The 22,483-nt window shown below is 57.4% G+C and carries 25 protein-coding genes; 9 read left to right on the top strand and 16 right to left on the bottom strand.

What is annotated here, in order from left to right; genetic code table 11:
* Window positions 1–5 precede the first annotated feature (5 nt).
* On the top strand, window positions 6–2,918 hold the full coding sequence (locus QRN85_RS08680; RefSeq protein WP_062586702.1) for an EAL domain-containing protein: 2,913 nt from the start codon (window positions 6–8) through the stop codon (window positions 2,916–2,918).
* Here QRN85_RS08680 and QRN85_RS08675 read toward each other — a convergent pair.
* From QRN85_RS08675 to QRN85_RS08665, 3 genes are all read right to left on the bottom strand, one after another.
* Entirely contained in the window at window positions 2,897–4,045 is a 1,149-nt protein-coding gene (locus QRN85_RS08675) for a zinc-binding metallopeptidase family protein (RefSeq protein WP_284757486.1), read from the bottom strand. The two genes, QRN85_RS08680 and QRN85_RS08675, sit on opposite strands and share 22 nt — an antisense overlap.
* A 152-nt stretch (window positions 4,046–4,197) precedes the next feature.
* A complete protein-coding gene (locus QRN85_RS08670; protein ID WP_062586701.1) occupies window positions 4,198–4,389 on the bottom strand; it encodes a CsbD family protein in 192 nt (63 codons plus the stop codon).
* A gap of 90 nt (window positions 4,390–4,479) precedes the next feature.
* Window positions 4,480–5,085 (bottom strand): YqgE/AlgH family protein, encoded by a 606-nt coding sequence (locus tag QRN85_RS08665; RefSeq protein ID WP_112964127.1) that lies wholly within the window; start codon window positions 5,083–5,085, stop codon window positions 4,480–4,482.
* Between the two features lie 158 nt (window positions 5,086–5,243).
* Here QRN85_RS08665 and QRN85_RS08660 point away from each other — a divergent pair, with 158 nt between their 5' ends.
* Window positions 5,244–6,092, top strand: coding sequence for a protein-disulfide reductase DsbD domain-containing protein (locus tag QRN85_RS08660; RefSeq protein WP_284757482.1), 849 nt, complete (start codon window positions 5,244–5,246; stop codon window positions 6,090–6,092).
* Window positions 6,093–6,171: 79 nt separating this feature from the next.
* Window positions 6,172–6,657: a peroxiredoxin gene (locus QRN85_RS08655; protein WP_112963970.1), complete on the top strand. Its 486-nt coding sequence runs from the start codon at window positions 6,172–6,174 to the stop codon at window positions 6,655–6,657.
* A gap of 53 nt (window positions 6,658–6,710) precedes the next feature.
* Here QRN85_RS08655 and QRN85_RS08650 read toward each other — a convergent pair whose 3' ends face one another.
* The 12 genes from QRN85_RS08650 to coxB form a co-directional block, all read right to left on the bottom strand.
* Window positions 6,711–7,019, bottom strand: coding sequence for a Dabb family protein (locus QRN85_RS08650; protein ID WP_284757481.1), 309 nt, complete (start codon window positions 7,017–7,019; stop codon window positions 6,711–6,713).
* A gap of 146 nt (window positions 7,020–7,165) precedes the next feature.
* The gene (gene rnhA / locus QRN85_RS08645) at window positions 7,166–7,606 is read right to left on the bottom strand and encodes a ribonuclease HI (RefSeq protein ID WP_062586697.1); all 441 of its coding nucleotides are present in this window, start codon (window positions 7,604–7,606) and stop codon (window positions 7,166–7,168) included.
* Window positions 7,603–8,571, bottom strand: coding sequence for a homoserine kinase (locus QRN85_RS08640; RefSeq protein ID WP_113169727.1), 969 nt, complete (start codon window positions 8,569–8,571; stop codon window positions 7,603–7,605). The genes rnhA and QRN85_RS08640 overlap by 4 nt, the downstream gene beginning before the upstream one ends.
* A 42-nt stretch (window positions 8,572–8,613) precedes the next feature.
* A complete protein-coding gene (gene ispH, locus QRN85_RS08635; protein WP_062586695.1) occupies window positions 8,614–9,660 on the bottom strand; it encodes a 4-hydroxy-3-methylbut-2-enyl diphosphate reductase in 1,047 nt (348 codons plus the stop codon).
* Window positions 9,661–9,670: 10 nt separating this feature from the next.
* Complete coding sequence (locus QRN85_RS08630; protein ID WP_284758810.1) at window positions 9,671–10,357, bottom strand: SURF1 family protein; 687 nt, start codon at window positions 10,355–10,357, stop codon at window positions 9,671–9,673.
* A gap of 58 nt (window positions 10,358–10,415) precedes the next feature.
* A complete protein-coding gene (locus QRN85_RS08625) occupies window positions 10,416–10,802 on the bottom strand; it encodes a DUF983 domain-containing protein (RefSeq protein ID WP_062586693.1) in 387 nt (128 codons plus the stop codon).
* Window positions 10,803–10,876: 74 nt separating this feature from the next.
* Window positions 10,877–11,752: a cytochrome c oxidase subunit 3 gene (locus QRN85_RS08620; RefSeq protein WP_062586692.1), complete on the bottom strand. Its 876-nt coding sequence runs from the start codon at window positions 11,750–11,752 to the stop codon at window positions 10,877–10,879.
* Window positions 11,753–11,855: 103 nt separating this feature from the next.
* Window positions 11,856–12,464: a cytochrome c oxidase assembly protein gene (locus QRN85_RS08615; RefSeq protein WP_284757477.1), complete on the bottom strand. Its 609-nt coding sequence runs from the start codon at window positions 12,462–12,464 to the stop codon at window positions 11,856–11,858.
* 24 nt (window positions 12,465–12,488) lie between these two features.
* Complete coding sequence (locus tag QRN85_RS08610; protein WP_062586690.1) at window positions 12,489–12,620, bottom strand: cytochrome c oxidase system small membrane protein; 132 nt, start codon at window positions 12,618–12,620, stop codon at window positions 12,489–12,491.
* On the bottom strand, window positions 12,620–13,573 hold the full coding sequence (locus QRN85_RS08605; RefSeq protein WP_062587217.1) for a heme o synthase: 954 nt from the start codon (window positions 13,571–13,573) through the stop codon (window positions 12,620–12,622). Before QRN85_RS08605 ends, QRN85_RS08610 begins: the two co-directional genes overlap by 1 nt.
* Window positions 13,574–13,690: 117 nt before the next feature.
* Window positions 13,691–15,400 (bottom strand): cytochrome c oxidase subunit I, encoded by a 1,710-nt coding sequence (ctaD, locus tag QRN85_RS08600; RefSeq protein WP_284757473.1) that lies wholly within the window; start codon window positions 15,398–15,400, stop codon window positions 13,691–13,693.
* A 17-nt stretch (window positions 15,401–15,417) separates the two neighbouring features.
* On the bottom strand, window positions 15,418–16,287 hold the full coding sequence (coxB, locus tag QRN85_RS08595) for a cytochrome c oxidase subunit II (protein ID WP_113093903.1): 870 nt from the start codon (window positions 16,285–16,287) through the stop codon (window positions 15,418–15,420).
* A gap of 358 nt (window positions 16,288–16,645) precedes the next feature.
* Here coxB and QRN85_RS08590 point away from each other — a divergent pair, with 358 nt between their 5' ends.
* From QRN85_RS08590 to QRN85_RS08575, 4 genes are all read left to right on the top strand, one after another.
* Window positions 16,646–17,164: an invasion associated locus B family protein gene (locus tag QRN85_RS08590; protein ID WP_113219346.1), complete on the top strand. Its 519-nt coding sequence runs from the start codon at window positions 16,646–16,648 to the stop codon at window positions 17,162–17,164.
* 112 nt (window positions 17,165–17,276) lie between these two features.
* Window positions 17,277–18,692, top strand: coding sequence for a metalloprotease TldD (gene tldD / locus QRN85_RS08585; RefSeq protein WP_284757470.1), 1,416 nt, complete (start codon window positions 17,277–17,279; stop codon window positions 18,690–18,692).
* Window positions 18,693–18,853: 161 nt separating this feature from the next.
* Window positions 18,854–19,291 carry a bleomycin resistance protein gene (locus QRN85_RS08580; protein ID WP_062586686.1) on the top strand — a complete coding sequence of 146 codons (438 nt, stop codon included), beginning with the start codon at window positions 18,854–18,856 and terminating at the stop codon, window positions 19,289–19,291.
* A gap of 4 nt (window positions 19,292–19,295) precedes the next feature.
* Complete coding sequence (locus QRN85_RS08575) at window positions 19,296–19,961, top strand: HAD family hydrolase (protein WP_284757468.1); 666 nt, start codon at window positions 19,296–19,298, stop codon at window positions 19,959–19,961.
* A 12-nt stretch (window positions 19,962–19,973) separates the two neighbouring features.
* Here QRN85_RS08575 and pdxH read toward each other — a convergent pair whose 3' ends face one another.
* The gene (pdxH, locus tag QRN85_RS08570; protein WP_062586684.1) at window positions 19,974–20,594 is read right to left on the bottom strand and encodes a pyridoxamine 5'-phosphate oxidase; all 621 of its coding nucleotides are present in this window, start codon (window positions 20,592–20,594) and stop codon (window positions 19,974–19,976) included.
* Window positions 20,595–20,742: 148 nt separating this feature from the next.
* Between pdxH and QRN85_RS08565 the strand changes: the two genes are divergently transcribed.
* A complete protein-coding gene (locus QRN85_RS08565; RefSeq protein ID WP_244475420.1) occupies window positions 20,743–21,102 on the top strand; it encodes an RT0821/Lpp0805 family surface protein in 360 nt (119 codons plus the stop codon).
* Between the two features lie 217 nt (window positions 21,103–21,319).
* Window positions 21,320–22,414: a DnaJ C-terminal domain-containing protein gene (locus QRN85_RS08560; RefSeq protein ID WP_113093908.1), complete on the top strand. Its 1,095-nt coding sequence runs from the start codon at window positions 21,320–21,322 to the stop codon at window positions 22,412–22,414.
* Window positions 22,415–22,483: the final 69 nt, after the last annotated feature.

Below are 22,483 nucleotides of genomic sequence, written 5' to 3'. Positions count from 1 at the left end.
GATAAATGACATATAACAGCCTTGCGTCGCGCCTCATCAGACCTTTCGTGGCCGCAGCGCGCTTCATTTCCCTGCTTTTCGTCTGCGTGTTCTTCGCAGCGCAGGCCCATGCATTCGAGCCCGTCAAAATCTCCCGCGATGACAATGCGCTCGATCTGACGGCCACCACCGACATTTACGCCAATCAGGGCGAAGCCTTTCAGGTTTCAACGGCACCGGGACCAGATGGCATTCGCAGACGCATCGAGGTGCGCGCGTCTTCCCCCACCCACCAGGGCGACTGGGCGGTGTTTGCGCTCGCCAACGTTTCCGAGGAACAGCTGGAGCGCGTGATCGTCGCGCCGCATTTCCGTCTGGTCAATTCCAAGCTTTTCTGGCCTGACCTCGGCTCGCAGCGCATTATCGCTATCACCCCCAGCGAAGGCTTCGCGCTGGACCGACAGCCAAGTGCCGACGCAGACGTCTTTCGCATCACGCTGAACCCGGGTGCCGTCATCACCTTTGTAGCAGAACTTTCCACGCCGCAATTGCCGCAGCTTTATCTTTGGGAACCGGAAGCCTACAAGGACACAATCAACGCGTTCACGCTCTATCGCGGCATCGTGCTTGGCATTGCCGGCCTGCTGGCGGTGTTGCTGACCATTCTCTTCGTGGTCAAGGGCACCTCGGTTCTGCCGGCATCGGCAGCCCTTTCCTGGGCGGTTCTCGCCTATATCTGCGTCGATTTCGGCTTTCTGGAAAAGCTGATCACGGTCACCTCCAGCGATGAACGAATATGGCGAGCGGGCGCGGAGGTGGCACTTGCGTCCAGTTTCGTCGTCTTCCTGTTTACCTATCTCAATCTCAACAGATGGCACGCCCATCTTGGCTATGCGACATTTGCCTGGATTATCGGGCTTGGCGCGCTGTTCGGCGTCGCCATCTATGATCCCTCCATCGCCTCGGGCATTGCCCGGCTGTCCTTTGCGCTGACGGCGACGGCAGGGATCGTGCTGATCATCTATCTCGGCTTCAACCGCTACGACCGCGCCATTCTGCTTGTGCCCTCATGGGCGCTCATTCTGGTGTGGCTGTTCGGAAGCTGGCTGACGGTGACCGGGCAGCTCGACAATGATATCGTCCAGCCCGCGCTGGGCGGTGGCCTTGTCCTGATCGTGCTTCTAATCGGCTTTACCGTTATTCAACACGCCTTCGCGGGCAGCGCCTATCAACAGGGCCTGTTCTCCGATCTGGAGCGGCAATCGCTGGCCCTGACCGGCAGTGGCGATACCGTCTGGGACTGGGATGTGACACGCGACCGGATCGTGACGACGCCCGATGTTTCGGTCAAGCTTGGGCTTAATCCCGGCACGATGCACGGAGCGGCCCGCAACTGGCTGCCGCGCCTCCACCCTGATGACCGCGACCGTTTCAAGGCCACGCTCGATGTCCTCTTGGATCACCGCAAGGGACGCCTCAACCACGAATTTCGCATTCGCGCCGAAGACGGGCATTTTCACTGGCTGCAGATTCGCGCCCGTCCCGTGCTGGGCTCCAACGGCGAAATCATTCGCTGCGTCGGCACCATCACCGATATTACAGAGCAGAAGAATTCCGTTGAGCGGTTGCTTCAGGACGCCTTGAGCGACAACCTCACCGGACTGCCAAACCGCCAGGTCTTTCTCGACCGGCTGCAATCGGTTCTGAACCTTGCGCCGGACGGAGAAACCGTGCGACCAACGGTCATGGCAATCGACATCGACCGGTACAAGCTGGTCAACGACACGCTTGGCATCGCGGCTGGTGATAACATCCTGATTGCCTTGACGCGCCGTCTGCGCCGTCTTCTCAAGCCGCAGGATACTCTTGCGCGCCTGTCCGGTGATGAATTCGGGTTGATTCTCGTCTCGGAACGCGACCCGCAAAGAGTGGCCGATTTTGCCGAAGCGGTGAACAAGGCGATCATGGTGCCGATCAATTTCGCCAATCGCGAAATCATTCTGACGGCATCCATCGGTCTGGTGTCCTGGATAGACCAGCAGGAAAATGCCGCCGGTCTCTTAAGCGATGCTGAACTCGCCATGTACCGGGCAAAACGGGCCGGTGGAAACCGCGTGGAACCGTTCCGTCCCGCCTTCCGCACGTCGGGCACGGACCGTCTGCAGATGGAAAGCGATCTTCGCCGCGCCATTGAGCGCAAGGAGTTGTCGCTTGCCTACCAGCCGATCATCAAGCTGGACAATGGCGCGCTGGCGGGCTTTGAGGCGCTGATGCGATGGGAGCACCCCAAGCGCGGCAACATCCCTCCAAGCGAGTTCATTCCCGTTGCCGAGGCTTCGGGGCTCATTGAGCCGCTTGGCATGTTCGCACTCGAGCGGGCCGCGACCGATCTGATGGACTGGCAGCACGCCATCGACAAGCTGCCGATCTTCATTTCCGTGAACATTTCCAGCGCCCAGCTCCTCAACAATGAGCTGTACACCGATGTGCGCAGCATGTTGCAACGAACCCGCTGCAACCCGGCACAGTTGAAGCTGGAACTGACGGAATCGGTGGTCATGGAAAATCCGGAACAGGCACGTCTTGTTCTAGCGAAACTGAAGGATACGGGCCTAAGCCTGGCCCTCGATGATTTCGGAACCGGCTATTCCTCGCTCGCCTATCTGACGCGCTTCCCCTTCGACACGATCAAGCTGGACAAGGCGCTGGTTGCCAATACCAGCGACAAGCGCAACGTGCTTCTTCGCTCGATCATTGCCATGGCGCGGGCACTTGAAATGCAGGTCGTGGCAGAAGGCATAGAGACGCCGGAAGACGCAGCAGAACTCGCCCGCATGAATTGTCATTACGGGCAGAGCTTCCTGTTTGGCACCCCGGATACGCCGGATGAGGCCTTGCGACTGCTGCGTGAGCGTTTTCAGGTGGTCAAGAGAGCCTGATCCTGTTCTGACTGCATGGGCTGCTGTTGCGGCTGGGATTGCCAGTTGTTCTGCTGCTGGTCCTCAGGAACCTTGCCATGCAGCAGCTTGTGCAGAAATTCCAGCTTGACCATGACGGCGGGTGTCAGGACGAACGGGTAGAGATCCGCCTCGCCCATGCTGCGCTGCATGGAGTTGAGGGCCACGCTCAAAGGCACCCAGGCATTGACGATCTGGCGGGCGCTTCTGGCGCTGTAAGGCTCGAAAGAAACATCCGTTTCCAGCTCCTCATGCCCCTCCGGCTCAATCGCGATACCAAAGGCGTGCGCGGTTTCCAGCGTATCGACAATGTGGAGATAGTGGGCAAAGCACTCCGCAAAATCCTCCCAGGGGTGAACTGAGGCATAGGAACTGATGAAATTTTCCTGCCAGCCGGGCTGAGGACCCGACTCATAATTGCGCTTCAGCGCCTCGCCATAATCCTCACGCTCATCTCCGAATACTTCGCGGCAGGCTTCGAGCCGGTTGGCGTCACGCACAAGCTTGTTCCAGATGAAATGGCCGACCTCGTGACGAAAATGCCCGAGCATCGTTCGATATGGCTCGTTCATGTTGCTGCGAACCTGCTCGCGTGTCGCATCGTCCGCTTCTGCGGCACGAATGGCGATTAGGCCCTCGTCATGACCCGTCATGGCAGGAATGATGGAGCCATCTGGCGCGACTTCATCGATCAGAAAATCAAAGACGAGGCCGCCCTGCGGGTCCGCATCGCGATTCGGATGTGGCAGCTTCAATCGCAGCATGGAGTAAAAAAGATGGCGCTGCGCCTGGCTGAGACGACGCCACTGTTCCACGCCCTCCTCAGTCGAAGCATCCGGCACCAGACGATTATGGCTGCAGGCCGGGCAGAATTTGTGATCGCTGTCGGCCGGTACGGACCAGTTGCAGACATCGTTGACTTCATTTGCGCAGAAACGGATCTGACGCGAAGGATCTGAAACCAGCGACCAGTTCGGGTCACCTGCAGGCTCCAAGGCTTCCATCGAAAGACTTTCAGGAACGAAAACAAGGCGATGTCCGCATTTGACGCAGGAACGATTGTCGAAATGGACAGGCTGCCCACAGGCAACGCAGGAAAACAGCTGCATTTAACGCTCCGAGAAAACGCGCCGCGCCGAAACTCTTTGGTTCAGACAGAAATGGCGCCAATAAATTGTCGATTGGGACGGAAAAAAGCGCATGTGCTTTTTCGTAAACACATGCGCTCTTATTCAATTCGTTTGGCTGGGAAGCCGCAGGATTACATGCGGTCTACAGCGCCCTTGACGGCGTCTTTCGCATCGCCAACGGTCTTCTGGACCTTGCCTTTGGTTTCCTGAGCAGCGCCTTCGGCGCGCATACGGTCGTTGCCCGTTGCAGAACCAACGCCCTGCTTGACCTTGCCGGCAACTTCGTTCGCTGTACCAGCTACTTTATCGGATGTGCTACCCATGGTATTTCTCCCTAGATTATTGACCAGACATGGCGCTGGCAACCGAAGGAAAAACGTAACGACGCGGGTTTGGTTCCGTTCTTATTTATCTCATGCGTGCCCGGCTTCGGCAGACAACATGCGCGGATCTACGCCCATTAGCCCCAAAGCTCGCTCATACTTGTTGTCGAGCGTTCTGTCGAAAATCAATTCTTCCGATGCGGGGCAGTTGAGCCAGCCGTTGCTGGCAATCTCATTTTCGAGCTGACCGGGTCCCCAGCCCGCATAGCCCAGCAGCATGGTCGCCTTGTCTGGGCCACGCCCGCTGGAAATCGCCCGAACGATATCGAGCGTCGAGGTCAGCGAGATATCGTCGCTCACGGGTATGCTGGATTCACTGCTATAGTCATCCGAATGCAGCACGAAGCCCCTGCCGGACTCCACCGGTCCGCCGCACTGGATGGGAAACTCCCGCGTCCGGTTTGGCAGCATGATGGCGTCGTTGCGATCCATCATCTTGAGATGCAGCAACACATCGGTAAACGTGATCTGCTGCGACCGGTTGATGATGAAGCCCATGGCACCGGCATTGGAATGAGCGCAGATATAGACCACGGAACGCTCGAACGAGCCGCCCTCCAGTCCCGGCATCGCAATGAGAAAGTGGCCGTCCAGAAAGCCTCTTTCTTTTTTGTCCATGAGGGTTGAATAGGTCACTTGCGCCTCCGGTCTGCGGTACTCTGCAGCAAGCAGGTACGGCATCATGTTGGTCATTGGGCAAGGATGCGGCATAGACGCCAATCAATCAACCGAAAATGATGATTCAATTAAAATCGTAACTGGTCCGACAGTGCATGTTAGGCTAGACCGAAAATATGACATCCAAGCTTTCCACCTTCGCTCGTGCATCTGTCACCCCCATCGCTCTCCTTCTGGCGCTGGCAGGAACATCCACCCCGGCCAATGCCGACACGACCCCATGGGAACAAAGCGAAGGCGGGCGAATGCGCGTCATCAGCCTTCCCGCAGACCAGACCGGTCGGATAGATGCGGTTTTGCAGATAGAGTTGAAACCGGGCTGGATCACCTACTGGCGAGAACCCGGCGAAGCGGGCATTCCGCCAAAAATAACGCTTGAGCCTTCAAGCGGCGCAACGCTGACCTCCCTCTCCTTCCCCGTGCCGGACCTGATCGAGAACGGCGAGATGAAAGACATCGGCTATGACCGGTCCGTCAGCCTGCCCTTCGTGCTCCAGGCACAGCCGGGCTCTGACGAGGCCAATGCAAAATTGACGGCGTTCATCGGTGTATGCCTCAACATCTGCATTCCCTTCGAAGCCAGTTTCGACATCCGCAAGGATCATGGTCAATCCGCCAAGCCCGATGAGGTGGAAGCGATAGAGGCGGCAAAAGCGACCCTGCCGGAAGAAGCAACGGAAGACTTCAAGGTCCAGAACTTCCACATTACGCCTGACAAGACGCTTCTGGGCGTTGAATTGCGGCTGCCTGAAGATGCGCCGAAAGAAACCGAAATCTTCGTCGCCGGCCCCTCCGGCTACGCCTATTTCGAGCCACAGAACATGGTGCGGGACAAACGCAAGTTAACCTTCTACATGAACATTAAAGGCCTGCCGAAAACCTATAACCCCAAGGGTCAGCGTTGGACGATTCTGGTCAAATCCGGCCAGAAAGTCATGGAAGCGCCGCTGGACTTTCCGCAGTGACGTTGGTTGGAAAATCTCTGGCAAGTTAATGATTTAATACTCTATAGTCGCGCCGGATCATTGCCACAGGAGCGAGATTATGACCATTAATATCGGCGATAAGCTGCCATCCGCGACATTCAAGGAAAAGACTGCAGACGGCCCGGTTGAAACAACGACCGACGCGCTGTTCAGCGGCAAGAAAGTCGTCGTCTTTGCCGTTCCGGGCGCATTCACGCCGACATGCACCCTCAACCACCTTCCCGGCTACCTCGAAAACCGTGACGCCATTCTCGCCCGCGGTGTTGACGATATCGCCGTAGTGGCCGTCAACGATTGGCACGTCATGGGTGCCTGGGCGCAGGCTTCCGGTGGCCAGGGCAAGATTCACTTTCTGGCAGATTGGGATGCGTCGTTTACGAAGGCGCTGGGTCTGGATGCCGACCTATCCGCCGGTAGCCTCGGCGTACGCTCCAAGCGTTATTCCATGCTGGTGGAAGACGGTGTCGTGAAGTCGCTCAATATCGAGGAAAACCCTGGTCAGGCGACCGTTTCCTCCGCTGCGACCATGATTGAGCAACTGTGATTGTTGCGGTCCCCAGCCTTGCGCCGGGGACCATTTTCCAACGCCTTTTAAGTTCAGGCCGCCATATCAAAGACGAGCAAGCCGGCTGCTCCGCCGTCGGTCAGCCCGATCAGGCGCTCGCCGACTTCCATATGTTGCGGATGGGCGAGATATTCGTCTCGCGCCTCGACTGTTTCCAGCTTGACGATGAAGCCATCGAGAAACCCACCATTCAGGCCCTCTGACGAGACATTCTGGCCGTACTTGACCTCGATAATGCCGGGGAAGACATCTTTCAGGTCAGCAATCGCCTCGAAGATGGCTTGTTTTTCGGACGTTGTGGCCGCCGATTTGAAGCGTATGAAAACGCAATGCAAGATCATGGATGTCCCTCTCATGCCTGATGATTTCAGGCTTTTTGTCGCGCCCGCTTTGGCAGTGCCTTGCGGACAAATCAGCTCTCTCGATTGGAGCCGGGGCAGAATAGGTGAGCGTCGTTTTCCCGCAACCCCATTAAAGCACCCGTCCATTACCGCCGTTTGAAGGGCTCCATGCCTTTTCGGGCAAGCTCATCGGCACGTTCGTTTTCCGGATGCCCGGCATGGCCCTTCACCCAGTGCAGGGTAACCTTGTGGCGCTCGCGGGCAGTTTCCAGCGCCTGCCACAGCTCGACATTCTTGACCGGTTTGTTATCGGCAGTTTTCCAGCCCTTCTTCTTCCAGCCGAAAATCCACTTGGTGATGCCATCCTTTACATAGGCGCTATCGGTGTAGAGATCGACCTCGCAGGGCGCTTTCAGGGCGTTGAGCGACTGGATCGCCGCCATCAGCTCCATTCGGTTGTTGGTGGTCTCTGCCTCGCCGCCGCAAAGCTCTTTTTCCACATCGCCATAGCGCAGAACGGCACCCCAGCCTCCCGGCCCCGGATTGCCGGAACAGGCACCATCGGTGAAGATATCGACATGTTTCATTCTACCGACAGCCCATATTCGGCCACGTGACCGACCGCCCGGTGAAAACGCAATTTCCGCAGATATTCCAGCGGATCCTTCTTCACCACCAGCGCGCCCTCCGGCGTCGTCAACCAGTCGTAAAGCCGCGTCAGGAAGAAGCGAAGGGCAGAACCGCGCGCCAGAAGCGGCAGGGCATCAAGCTCGTCCGCGCTCATTGGACGAACGGACTGGTAGCCTTCCAGCAGCGCCTTGCCTTTGGTGACATTGTAAGACCCATCCTTCTCAAAGCACCAGGCGTTGAGGCATATGGACACGTCGTAGGAAAGGAAGTCGTTGCAGGCGAAATAAAAGTCGATCAGCCCAGACAGTTCGTCGCCCAGGAAAAACACATTGTCCTGGAAGAGATCGGCGTGAATGACGCCAGCTGGCAAGTGCTTTGGCCAGTTTGCGGCCAGATGATCGAGATCGGCGCGGATTTCCTGCTGCAATCCTTTTTCGACTTCATCAGCCCGCGCTTCAGACTTGTCCCAAAGCGTCTTCCACCCTTCGACGGAGAGCGCATTGGGACGCTTGATTTCGAAACCTTCCCCGGCCAGATGCATGGCAGCGAGCGCCTTGCCCACTTCCCGGCAATGGCGTGCTTCCGGCTTGCGAAGCCACATGCCTTCGAGAAAGGAAATCAGGGCGGCGGGGCGACCCGAGAGTTCCCCCAGGAGTTCACCGTCATTGCGTGGCAGAGGCAGCGGGCACGAAAGGCCCTTTGCGAACAGATGCTGCATCAGACCCAGAAAGAACGGAAGATCGGATTTCTCGACGCGCTTCTCGTAAAGCGTGAGAATCAACGGATCCCTGGTGGTGTGCAAAAGAAAATTGGTGTTTTCGACGCCTTCGGCAATACCCTTGTAGGACGTCAGTTCGCCAACATCGTACTGGCCGAGAAAGTCTTTCAGATCGTCTTCGCTGATATCCGTATAAACTGCCAATTTATGATCTCTTGCAGGCTGAGGGACTACGACGTCGAGCGATCAGACGCCGCTCGACGGTTTGGGTGGCAGGGCATCGCTGGCGCTGCCATTGACGAACGCCATGTCCTGCGAGGTGAGCTCGATATCGCGCAGCTCACGATTGACGAGGAAATGCTCTGTTTCTTCCACGGTCACTGCCAGATCGAGTGTCGTTTCATAGCGTGACTTGAAGGCCTGGATGATCTCGTCAACAATGACTTCGGGTGCGGAAGCACCGGCAGACAGGCCCAATGTCTCGATATCGCCGATCATGTCCCATTCGATTTCGCTGGCGCGCTGCACCAGGACCGAACGTTTGGCACCCGCGCGCAAAGCAACCTCTACGAGTCGCTTGGAATTGGACGAATTCGGCGCTCCGACCACGATAAACAGGTCGCAACCCGGCGCGGCCTGCTTCACGGCATCCTGACGATTGGTGGTGGCATAGCAGATGCTGTCGGCGGCTGGCGCCTGCATAGCGGGGAAGCGTTCCTGCAACTTGGCAATAACGCCTGCCGTATCGTCAACCGACAATGTCGTCTGCGTCACGAAGCCGAGATTTTCCGCATCGACAGGCTCGTAGCGCCCAGCATCCTCGATCGTTTCGATGAGCGAAACAGTGCCTTCCGGCAACTGTCCCATGGTGCCGATAACCTCGGGGTGACCGGCATGACCGATGAGAATGACATGGCGACCCAGGCGCTGGTGCCGCATGGCCTGCTTATGGACCTTCGAAACAAGCGGACAGGTGGCATCGAGATAGAAGAGATTGCGCGCCTGCGCGTCTTCCGGCACGGATTTCGGAACGCCATGGGCTGAAAAGACCACCGGTTGCTGGCGGTGCTCGGCGGGAATCTCGTTCAGTTCCTCGACGAAAATCGCGCCCTTGGCTTCCAGTCCCTCAACGACATAGCGATTGTGAACAATCTCGTGCCGTACATAGACGGGGGCGCCATAGGCTTTGAGAGCCAGAACAACGATTTGAATGGCGCGGTCCACGCCTGCGCAGAAGCCTCGCGGGCCGCAAAGCCTGATCGTCAGAGGCGGTTTGGAAACGGCAATATTCATTCCTTCTCCTTCAGCCTCCCGTTTTTCTTGAGCCCCGGACATAGGCAAAACCGACCACGATGACAAGGGCGAGTGCCAGTCCGTACCACGTTATCGCGTATTGAAGGTGATTATTCGGCAGATCAATCAGCGTTACACCACCCTTGGGCCAGCCGCCGGGGTTGGGCGCATCATTGGCATCGACAAAAAATGGCACGAGTTCGGATGGTGCTATGTTCGCCTGGCTGGCCATGGCCGACCAGTCTTTCCAATAATAGATATTCTTGCCCAGATCGTTTTCCGGCAGCAGGCTGGACGGTTTCGCAGCAAGGCGCGCCCGCGTCAGGCCTTCTACCGAGACAACACCGGCAACTTCGCCCTCCGCCCGCTTTGACGCTTCTTTCATCTCATAGGGGACAAAGCCGCGATTGACGAAAATATTGCGGCCATCTGTGAGGTGCATCGGCGTGTAGATGTAATAGCCGGTCTGACCCTGAAAGGTCGCAAAAAAATGCTGCTCCTTGCCATGGTCATATGTGCCGGAAACCAAGATTTTCCGGTACTCAATATCTCCACCTGATGCATTCAGCCGTTCGATGTCTTCAAGGCTCGACGGTGCTGCATGAATGCGCTGCTGGATATCGGCCAGCAAGGCCTCCTTCCAGAACATACGCTGAACCTGCCATGTGCCGAGCGCAACAAGAATGATCAGGGCCATCAGCACAAGCGGCGCTGCAAACCACAAACTCCTGTGCGACGGTTTGGAAATGGCACTGTCAACCACGATCGATCCTGCCTTCACTTGCGTTATTGCGATACTGCAGGGCGATCATGATGCCCTTCATCTTCTTTAGCAGAACAAGAGACAGGATAATGGCCGTCGGAATCCAGATCAAGGCGTGCAGCCAGACCGGTGGCGCAAAGCGTGCGTCGAACCACAGGGCAAGACCGATAATCAAGAAACCGACGATGAGCATGACGAAGACCGCTGGCCCTTCTCCCGCATCGGCAAAGGCGTAATCGAGGCCGCAGGCGCTGCATTTCGGCTTCAGCTTGAGAAAGCCTTCAAAAAGGCGACCATGGCCGCAACGCGGGCAGCAGCCCCGCAGGCCGACCTTCACCGGATCAACCGGCGGATAGAGCCCCTCGTCTTCCTGCGTCATCATATCCTCCCCATGTGGTCGCAGAAAAGCAAAGGGCGGCACGTGCCGCCCTTTGTTTCATTGATCGCGTTATCTCAGTGTGCCAGTGGCGCGCCCCAGCCGCCCCAGACGTAGATTGCGAAGAACAGGAACAGCCACACCACGTCAACGAAGTGCCAGTACCAGGCTGCAGCTTCGAAGCCGAAATGCTGCTTGGCGGTGAAATCACCGGCAATGGCGCGGAACAGGCAAACCAGCAGGAAGATGGTGCCCACGAAGACGTGGAAGCCATGGAAACCCGTGGACATGAAGAACGTCGCCCCATAGATCGAATTCTTGAAGTCGAACGGCGCGTGCATGTATTCATAAACCTGCACGAAGGAGAAGAAGGCACCCAGCGCAACCGTCAGCGCAAGGCCGCTGATCAGACCCTTGCGGTCATTGTGCAGAAGGGCATGGTGCGCCCAGGTGACGCATGTCCCTGACAAAAGCAGGATGACGGTGTTGTAGAGCGGCAGGTGCCATGGATCGAGAACTTCGACGCCCTTGGGCGGCCACTGCCCACCGGTGAATTCGACCCGCGCAGCCTGAATGGCTTCGTGCGGATAAAGGCTTGCATCGAAATAGGCCCAGAACCATGCCACGAAGAACATGACTTCCGAAGCGATGAACATGATCATGCCGTAGCGCAGATGCAGCGACACGACGCGGGTGTGATGTCCCTCGTGGCCTTCTTTTACCGTGTCAGCCCACCAGGCGTACATGGTGTAAAGCACGATCGCCAGACCCACGAAGAACAGCCACGGATGCGCCCATTCCAACCCAAACAGCTTGAAGGAACTGCCGTTGAGATAACGGATGTAGCAGATGCCGCCAAAGGCAAGAAAGAATGCACCCACCGATGCCAGTAGCGGCCATGGGCTGGGGTCTATGATATGGTAGTCATGTTTCTTCTGATGTACGTCTGCCATGTGATCGATCCCCGCAGGCTCTTCCCTAGTCTCATTCGATGCTGTGACCCTTGATCAGGGCCACGCTATGCAGCGCGACCTTTAAAGGCCGCACCTCCCTCTCTCAAAGTTTTGTTTCGTCACGTTCAGTCTTTACCGGCAAGGACGCAACCGGTTTTTCCGTCTTGGACGGATAAAAGGTGTAGGACAGCGTCAAAGTATGGATGCCCTTGGTTTCCCGAGCCTTTACGATCTCCGGATCGATAAAGAAAACGACGGGCATTTCGAGCGTTTCGCCTGGCTGCAACGTCGTCTCGGTAAAGCAGAAGCACTGTACCTTGTTGAAATAGGCCCCGGCTTCCATGGGCGTGACGTTGAATACGGCGCTACCGGTCGTGGCGACAGGCGAACGATTTGTTGCCTTGAACGTCACCTGAATGGTCTCACCGATCTTCGGCTCAACCTGTCTGTCCACCGGGCGAAAATCCCAGTTGAGACCCGTCGATGTGTTGGCGTCGAAAGTAACCTTCATCCGCTTGTCGAGGATGACGTCCGAATATTGCTCGACGCGCTGGGTGGTGCCGTTATAGCCGGTGACCTGGCAGAACAGGCGGTAAAGCGGCACAGAGGCGTAGGCCATGCCGACCATGCCGCAGACAAATACCGTGCATAGAACGAGAATGGAGCTGTTGCTCGTCTTCTTCGTCTTCGCCCTCGTCTCGGTTCCGGCCATGTCTCCTCCTCCCACGTTCCGGCTTTAAAAGCCGCCGATTTTGATAATGGTTATGATGTAGAACAACACGACCAGGGCGGCGAGCAGAACGCCAAGCGCGATATTGCGACCGCGCCGCGAACGTTTCTGTGCATCATTCAGCTTGATGGTTTCCATTACGCTGCTCCCGGAATGAGCGTCATGAATGACGGTGCAACGTGGTCTGCCAACAAGGCGGAGAAGATTGCAAAGAGGTAGAAGACGGAATAGGCGAACATTTTTTTCGCCTGCATCATCCGCTCGTCTCCATCAGGCATACGCCGGACGGAGATCGAACAGTAGATGAATATGGCGCTGAGGACGGCGGCAAATATGCCATATCCCGCACCGGCAAGACCTGTGAAGTAAGGCGCTACGGCCACGATTGCCGTGACCACGGCATAGGCGATCATCTGGTTCTTGGTCGAGCGTTCACCGGCGACATTTGGCATCATGGGGATGCCAACGGAGCCGTAGTCGCGCATCTTGAAGAGAGCCAGGGCCCAGAAATGCGCTGGCGTCCACATGAAGATGATGAGGAACAGGATCGTGCTGTCGAGCGATACATCACCCGTGACGCATGCCCAGCCCAGCATGGGCGGAAACGCGCCTGCCGCACCGCCAATGACGATGTTCTGCGGCGTCGAACGCTTCAGCCACATGGTGTAGACGACGGCGTAGAAAAAGATGGTGAAGGCCAGAAGACCGGCCGCAAACCAGTTGACCGCAAGACCGAGAATGGCAACGGAAAAGACCGACAGCGTGAGGCCGAAGGCCAGCGCTTCGCCCGGCGCGACGCGGCCGGAGGGTATAGGGCGCTTTGCAGTGCGTGTCATGACCGCATCAATATCCGCGTCATACCACATGTTGAGAGCGCCCGAAGCGCCCGCACCTACGGCGATACAGAGGATGGCGACGACGGCCAGTATCGGATTGATGCTGCCCGGTGCCAGCACCAAACCGGCAAAACCGGTGAAGACCACCAGCGACATGACGCGGGGCTTCAGCAGTTCGAAATAATCGCGCGCACCCGCCTCAGACAGCACAAGGCCGTCCATTTCCAGCGTGTCGCGATTGTCGATTACGGTCATTTTTCCTGCCTTCATGGGGAAACGCCGCGCATTCCTGCGGCGCTCCTTTATGTTTTATCCAAGCGTGAAACTGACATTTATCATGTTCAGATCATATACACGCCTAGACAAAATGCCTCAGCGGATACGGGGAAGCTGTTCCCACTGGTGGTATGGCGGCGGAGAAGACAGCTGCCATTCCAGCGTGGTTGCACCTTCACCCCATGGATTGTCGCCAGCCACACGCTTCTTGGCGAAGGCTTCCCAGACGCCGAAGAGGAAGATGAGGACAGCAACAGCCGAGATGTAGGAACCGTAGGACGAGACCATGTTCCAGCCCGCATAGGCATCCGGGTAGTCGATATAGCGACGTGGCATACCGGCAAGACCGAGGAAGTGCTGCGGGAAGAAAATGAGGTTCACGCCGAAGAACATGACCCAGAAATGCAGGTTGCCGATTGCCTGGTTGTACATGTAGCCGGTAATCTTCGGGAACCAGTAGTACCAGCCAGCAAAGATCGCAAACACGGCACCGAGCGACAGAACATAGTGGAAGTGAGCCACGACGTAATAGGTGTCATGCAGAGAGCGGTCGAGACCGGCATTGGCAAGCTGTACGCCGGTGACGCCACCGACCGTGAACAGGAAGATGAAGCCGATGGCCCAGATCATAGGCGTCGTGAAGGTGAGCGAGCCACCCCACATCGTCGCGATCCAGGAGAAGATCTTGATGCCCGTGGGCACCGCAATCACCATGGTTGCGAAAACGAAGTAGCGCTGCGCTTCGAGCGAAAGGCCGACCGTATACATGTGGTGCGCCCAGACGATGAAGCCGACGGCACCGATGGCGACCATGGCATAAGCCATTCCGAGGTAACCGAAGATCGGCTTTCTGGAGAAGGTCGACACGATGTGGCTGATAATGCCGAAGCCGGGCAGGATCAGAATGTAGACTTCCGGGTGACCGAAGAACCAGAACAGGTGCTGATACAGGATCGGGTCGCCGCCGCCTTCAGGTGCGAAGAAGGTGGTGCCGAAGTTACGGTCCGTCAGAAGCATGGTGATGCCACCGGCCAGAACCGGAAGCGAAAGCAGCAGAAGGAAGGCGGTGACAAGCACGGACCAGGCAAAGAGCGGCATCTTGTGCAGCGTCATGCCCGGTGCACGCATGTTGAGAATGGTGGTGATGAAGTTGATCGCGCCGAGAATGGACGACACACCGGCAATATGCAGCGCAAAGATCGCAAGATCCACCGCTGGCCCCGGCATCCCGCTGGTCGAGAGCGGCGGATACATCGTCCAGCCCCCGCCAACACCGTAGGCACCCGCAGGGCCTTCAACAAAAAGCGACAGGAGAAGCAGGATGAAGGCCGGTACAATCAGCCAGAAGGAAATGTTGTTCAGACGCGGGAACGCCATGTCAGGCGCTCCGATCATGATCGGCACCATCCAGTTGGCGAAACCGCCAATCATGGCAGGCATGACCATGAAGAAGATCATGATCAGCGCATGTGCCGTCGTGAACACGTTGTACATGTGCTTGCCACCGTCGATGGCAGCATCACCCTGAACACCGTAGACCATGGCAGCGAGGCCATGGAAAATCTGAATGCCCGGCTCCTGCAGCTCCATACGCATGACGACCGACAGGCCGCCACCGATGATGCCGGCGATGATCGCGAAGATCAGATAGAGCGTGCCGATGTCCTTGTGGTTCGTTGAGAGAAACCAGCGTTGGAAGAAGGTCGGCGTATGCGCATGGTGCGCATGGTCATCGTGATGCGCTTCGCGTCCATGCGTGTGGCCGTCGTGCGAGTGATGATCGTCGTGTGTGGAATGTCCAGCCATTGTCCTCACTCCTTACCTTACTTGGCTTCGTTTTCAGCAACCTGAACGGAGCGCGGAGCACCATCCACAGAAGCCATGAGCGCCCGGTTGGCACCGCTGAGATCGGCAGCGGCGGCATCGTGCCAGGTTTTGTATTGCTCTTCGGAAACCACACGTATGGCGATTGGCATGAAGGCGTGATCCTTGCCGCAAAGCTCGGAACACTGACCGTAGTATAGACCTTCCTTCTCAGGCTTGAACCATGTTTCGTTCAAACGGCCAGGCACGGCGTCGATCTTGACACCGAATGCAGGCATGGCGAAGGCGTGAATAACATCGGTTGGCGCGGCGGTGACGAGAAGACGGACCGTCTTGCCAACAGGCACAACCATCTCGTTGTCGACAGCCAGAAGGCGGGGATAGCGTGCCTTGTCGTCCTTGCCGGCGGCTGCGCGATCGGCATCCTTCAGCATGTAGCTGTCGAATGCGAGAGGCTCAGCACCTTCAGCGGCGGCATATTCGTAGTTCCACTGCCACTGCGTCGCGGTTGCCTTCAAGGTCAGGTCCGGATTTTCAGGCTGCGTCAGCTGCGCATTCAAAAGGTTGAAGGACGGAAACGCCAGGAACATCAGGATCAGGACGGGAGCGAGCGTCCAAACAATCTCGATGGCCGTGTTGTGGCTTGTCTTTGACGGCACCGGATTGGCACGGGCGCGGAACTTGACCCCGACGATGATCAAGAGAACCAGCACGAACAGCGTGACCGGAACGATAAACCAGAGCGTATATTGTTCGAACCAGCGTATCTCGTGCATGATGGGCGTTGCCGCCTCCTGCAATCCCATCTGCCACTCTTTCGGCTGATCGGCGTTTGCGCCGGCAGCCGTGAGCAGACAGATACTGCCCATCAAGCTTGCGTATATCCTGTTAGTCACGGTACCTCTCCCTCACGCGTTTGATCATGATCAATCTCAAACGCAGAATCCATGCTTATAGAGTAGACTTCAAATCATAGTTTGTCCTTCGCCGCAATATCGCCTTGGTTGGCAACCCGTGCATTTTTAACGGTAAAGCCTGCGCGTGTTAAATGCGCCGATGCCAAGGGTGCTGGCGGCTCGGCAATGTCGTTCTGACGCTGATCTGACCATGTTGCGTATCATCAAGTCCTATTTTGGCCGCACTCCCTTGGAATTGAGGGTCGTGGCCCTTCCCTTTCCCGAAGGGGAAGTCAAAATGGCCGCACTGATTCGAATTCCAGAGGTATCCATGCGTCTGTCCCCGATTGCGCGCGCTTTTCTCGTCGCCGCCGGTCTTTCCATCGCCGTTCCCGCCGTGGGCGTTGCCCAGCAGCCGCCGGGAACGCCAAAATCGACGCATGGCGCCTGGTCTGTCATTTGCGACAAACCAGCTGGCGCATCCGAAGAACAATGTGCGCTGATGCAGAACGTGATTGCGGATGACCGTCCCGAGGTTGGCCTCTCCGTCGTCATTCTCAAGACTGCTGACCGCAAGTCCCGCATCCTCCGCATCCTCGCGCCTCTTGGCGTGCTGCTTAAGGACGGGATGGAACTCTACATCGACAACAACAATATCGGCCGCGCCTATTTCACGCGCTGCTTTTCCGAAGGCTGCTACGTGGAAGTCGATATTGATGACGAGCTGCTGAAGGTGCTTCGGGCTGGCAAGAATGCCGTCTTTGCCCTGCGTGAGTCGGTCGATCAGGACCGTGTCGGCATCCCCATCGAGCTGCGCGGCTTTGCCGAAGGCTACGACGCCCTACCCTGATCTTGCGCCTGATCTTGCGTGGGCACGCGCCACCACTTAAATGCGTGATGGCTTGAAGCGCAACAACTGACGCCTTGGGCTCGACACTGAAACACGTATACTGGAGGCAGCGATGACCCAAGATCTTCTGACGCTATTCGATTGCGACGAAGCACAGCTGCGCGCCCAGGTCGCCGATGCTCTGGCCGGCGCTGATGATGGCGAATTGTTTGTCGAGCATGCCCAGGCTGAATCCCTTTCCTTCGATAATGGGCGCCTGAAGGGTGGAAGCTTCAACACGGATCAAGGTTTTGGCCTGCGTGCCGTGGCTGGTGAAACCGTTGGCTATGCCCATGCGGGTGAATTGTCCCTCGGCGCGTTGAAGCGCGCATCCGATGCGGTAGGTGCTGTCACCAAGGGATATTCCGGCTCCTATGCCGCGGCTCCGCAACGCACCAACAAGAAGCTTTACGGTGATGAAAACCCGATTGGCGCGCCGAGCTTCGAGGAAAAGGTCAAGCTTCTGACGGAGATCGACGCCTATCTGCGCGACAAGGACCCCAAGGTCCGCCAGGTCACCGCCAGCGTTTCCGCAAGCTGGCAGATGGTCGACATTCTGCGCGCGGACGGGCACCGCGTTAGCGACATCAGACCCATGACACGGATCAATATTTCCGTCGTTGCCGGAGAAGGCGACCGGCAAGAAAGCGGCTCTTATGGCATTGGCGGTCGGGTCGGTTTTGGCGATTTCATTTCCACCGAAAACTGGCAGCGTGGAGCCGACGAGGCGCTGCGCCAGGCGCTCGTCAACCTCACGGCCATCGATGCGCCTGCGGGAACGATGGATGTGGTGCTGGGCTCCGGCTGGCCGGGTGTCATGCTGCATGAAGCCGTTGGGCACGGGCTGGAAGGCGATTTCAACCGCAAGAAAACATCGGCTTTCGCAGGCCTGCTAGGCGAAATGGTGGCCGCGCCGGGCGTGACTGTCGTGGACGATGGCACGATCGACAACCGCCGTGGTTCGCTGACCATCGACGATGAGGGTACACCATCTGCCTATAATGTGCTGATCGAAGACGGCAAACTGGTCGGCTACATGCAGGACCGTCAAAATGCCCGTCTGATGGGCATGAAGGCGACCGGTAACGGGCGCAGGCAAGGCTATTCGCATGTGCCGATGCCGCGCATGACCAACACCTATATGATGGGTGGCGACAAGACGCCGGAAGAAATCATCTCATCCGTCAAGAAGGGCATCTATGCCGTGTCCTTCGGCGGCGGCCAGGTGGACATCACCTCCGGCAAATTCGTCTTCGGCTGCACGGAAGCCTACCTGATCGAGAACGGCAAGATCGGCGCGCCGGTCAAGGGGGCAATGCTGATTGGCAACGGTCCGGATGCGATGAAACGCATCACCATGATCGGCAACGACATGAAGCTCGATACCGGCATTGGCAATTGCGGCAAGGCAGGCCAGTGGGTGCCCGTCGGCGTGGGCCAGCCGCATTTGCGGATGGACCAGATCACGGTGGGCGGAACGAAAGCCTGACGCCTCGGCGGTGATGCGCGGTACCGAGCTACACCGATACGCGCCGTCACCTTATAGCCGGCGTGTTCAAATTAACCTGCAACGTTTCCAATGCCATGGAGTTACTCTGGCTGCGCATGAGCGCTATACCACTTATATTTCCAGAGGTGACAAAGCCAAAAATGACTTTCACAGCGAATGCCCTTGTGCCTGAACTTGCCGTCAGCGATTGGCCTAAAAGCCGTTCCTTCTACTGCGATCTCATCGGCTTTCACGTGGTCTATGAAAGACCCGAGGAGGGCTTTACCTATCTTGCGCTGGGCGACGCGCAGTTGATGATTGACCAGATGGGCGCAGGACGCACATTCGAAGATGAGACCGGGCCGATGAAATATCCTTTCGGACGCGGCATGAACCTGCAACTGATCGTGCCCTCGCTGGAAGCCATTCTCGAGCGGCTGGAGCGCGCAGGCGTTCCCTTGTTTCTGCCGCTGGAAGAAAAATGGTATAGGCGCGGCGAAACAGAGGTCGGCAACCGACAATTCATCGTGGCTGACCCAGACGGCTACCTGATCCGCCCCTTCGAAAGCCTTGGCGAGCGCCAGTTTCGGTTCGGTTGATCTCATGGCAGCGTTGTTGCGCAGGCCGAAAGCGGTCATCTTCGATATGGACGGGCTGCTGATCGAAAGCGAGAAGCATTACCGCGATTCATTTCTGGCCGCCTCGGATGAAGGTGGGCATGGCATGGCTGTCGAGGTCTATCAACGGGTGTGTGGCAGCCCGTGGGATGTCATCACCAAGACCATCCGCACGGAATACGGCCAGGATTTTCCGATGGATACCTTTCGCGACGCCTGGCTCCGGCATCTGGCCATATCGATGGCGGATGGCGTGGCGCTCAAGGATGGCGTTCTGGACATCCTCGATCTGCTGGATGACCTTGGTCTGCCACGCGCCATTGCAACGTCATCGGGCCACGAATCCGTCAATCGCCACCTTGGCCCTTTCGACGTCCTTCGGCGCTTCGATCATATCCTCGCCCGGGGCGATTACGCCGAGCCGAAACCATCGCCCCTGCCCTATCTGACCGCCGCCAGACGTTTGGGCATAGACCCCCGTGACTGCGTGGCGCTGGAAGATTCCTATCACGGCGTCCAATCCGCATGGAGTGCAGGGACGCAAACGATCATGGTGCCTGACGTCGCGCCTGCAACGGATGAAATGCGCGAGAAATGCGTGGCGATCTGCGACAATCTTTTCGATGTCGCAGACTTGATCAGAAATGCCTGACGAGGTTGAACCTCACGGATACATCCGCACCTTCGACCATTCGCCTTCTGGCACGTCGCGCCGGAATTCGATGCGGTCGTGAAGACGGAATTTGCCGTCCTGCCAGAATTCGATCGTCAGCGGCTGGATGCGAAAGCCCGACCAGTGGGGCGGCCGGGGAATGTCGCCTACTGCGTATTTTGCGGTATAGGTAGCAACAGCTTTTTCCAGCGCAAAGCGGCTTTCCAGCGGACGCGACTGCTTGGATGCCCATGCACCGATGCGGCTGCCACGCGGGCGCGATGCGTAATATTCATCGGCCTCCGCGTCACTCACCACTTCCACCAGACCACGAATACGGACCTGTCTGCGCAGGCTTTTCCAATGAAAACACATGGCCGCCTTTTTTTGGCCAAGCAATTCCTGGCCTTTGCGGCTCTCGAAGTTGGTGTAGAAAACGAAGCCCCGCTCATCGGCATGTTTCAACAGAACCATGCGGACGCTTGGCATCCCCTCCTCATCGACTGACGCGAGCGCCACGGCGCTCGGATCGTTTATCTCCTGCGCTGTGGCATCGCGCAACCAATCTGCAAAAAGAGAGAAAGGTTCATTTTCCTGTGTAAAGTCACTGGATGTTAACCGGCTTTCCGACATATTAAATAAAATGCTCCTTAAGCTGATTTGCACACCAGAGATGGATTCTGGTTTAGAGATGGTGAACGTCATAGCAAAGTCGAACAGTCTGACAAAGAGCTTGTTGTCCTCAGTCGCGGGTATTTCCGTAACTGCTTGCATGCTTGCCATGTTGACCGGTTGCGTAAGCCTCGATTTGTTTGGTGGCGAAAAGGTCGATCGGTCGCTTTCCACGGCCTCCGTTCCAAATAATCAGAACACCCAGACGCAATCGGACGATGCGACGATACGCAACGCCGTGACATCTGCGGATCTTGCCAAGATTTCCGATTCCCCCCTGCCCTGGGCCAATGCAGCAACGGGCAGCGCAGGGGTCGTGACCGCCATACGCGAAGACAGGACCAGTGGTTTCGTCTGCCGTGATTTCGATACAACGCGCCACTCTTTTGAAGGTGTCGCGAGCTATAGCGGCCAGGCCTGTCTGTCTGAGACCGGCGAATGGCTGATGACACGCTTCAACCAGAAATAAAGCGTTTACCCTGTCTCCCGGAACAGGCCGGGGACCCTCCCGCAAGGGCAGGCTGTAAAGGTCTGATTAGCAGTTTCTTGCAACAGTCAAATCCGTATTGAAACGAACGATGCAACGCAATGGTGGCGCGCACGTTCAAAGCGGGTGTATTTCGTGTTGCAGGCTTTTCATGATGGAAGAATTTGGCCTGAACCGACAAGCGTAATTGGTGGTTCGGATGCGTGATCCCTACTCTATTCTAGGCGTTCAACGGGATGCCGGGTCGGAAGAAATCAAGGCTGCCTGGCGTACTCAGGCGAAAGCCGTTCATCCCGATCATAATCAGACAGACCCAGACGCGACTGCGCGCTTTGCCGAAATCGGTCAGGCCTATGAACTCCTGAAGGACCCGAAGAAGCGCGGCCTTTATGACCAGGCAAGACGGGCTGCTGAAAACAAGAAGCGCGACCAGACAATCATGCAGCAGCGCGACGCCGCAAGACAGGCGGCCGAACGCGCCAAGGCTGCTGAGAAGTTGATGGAAGAACTGGCCAAGGCGCAGGCTCGCAACGCGCAGGCCGGGGCGGAAACGACGGCTGGCAGCGCCAAGCCCGAAACAGCCGAAGACATGCTGGAACGCATCTTTGGTGCGGATGCAAAAGCAAAGGCTTCCTCTGCGGAAAAGCAGACCGAAACGAACGGATCCAACGAGCACGCCTCTACGGAAACTGCCGAGCAGCAGAGTGAAAAGGCAAGATCACTGCGTGCTGCGAGCTTCTTCTCAGCCTTGCTGCGCCGCATTCGTGGAGCACCGACTGCACCTGAAAAGGCACCGGACATCACGGCGGAAGCAACGGTATCGGTCGTCGATCTCATCGAGCACAAGTGGATCACACTCAATATGCCAGAGGACCGGGAGGTGCGCTTCCAGCTGGAGCCAGGCATGACCGATGGTCATGTCGTGCGGCTGAAAGGCCAGGGCCTGAAGCTTCCTGAAGCGGCGCGCGGCGATCTCGTCGTCACTCTTCTCGCCTCACGCGACGGTCCGTTCCTCATCCGCCAGTTCGATATCCATACCAGCCTGCCCATTTCTCTGGCCGACGCCGTTCTTGGCTGCGAAGTGCCTGTGCAGTCTCCGCATGGCGAGTTACGCGTAGCGGTTCCTGCATGGTCTGGCTCCGACCGCGCCATTCGCGTGGAAGGAAAAGGGTTGAAGGACGGCAATGGCGGCTTTGGTGATTTCGTTGTCGAGTTGCGCATCGTGCTTCTCGATAGCCCCGACGCCAAGGTTATGGACCTGATGCGACATATGCGCGAAGGTCTCTACCTCTAGCAACGCGCAATCGAGCGCCCACATCTTGCCCGGAAAGGAGCGCTGTCCGGGCTCGATAAGGCAAATGTT

This window comes from Agrobacterium sp. fls2-241-TYG-188a, from assembly GCF_030209845.1.
This window is presented reverse-complemented; position numbering and strand designations above follow the sequence as displayed.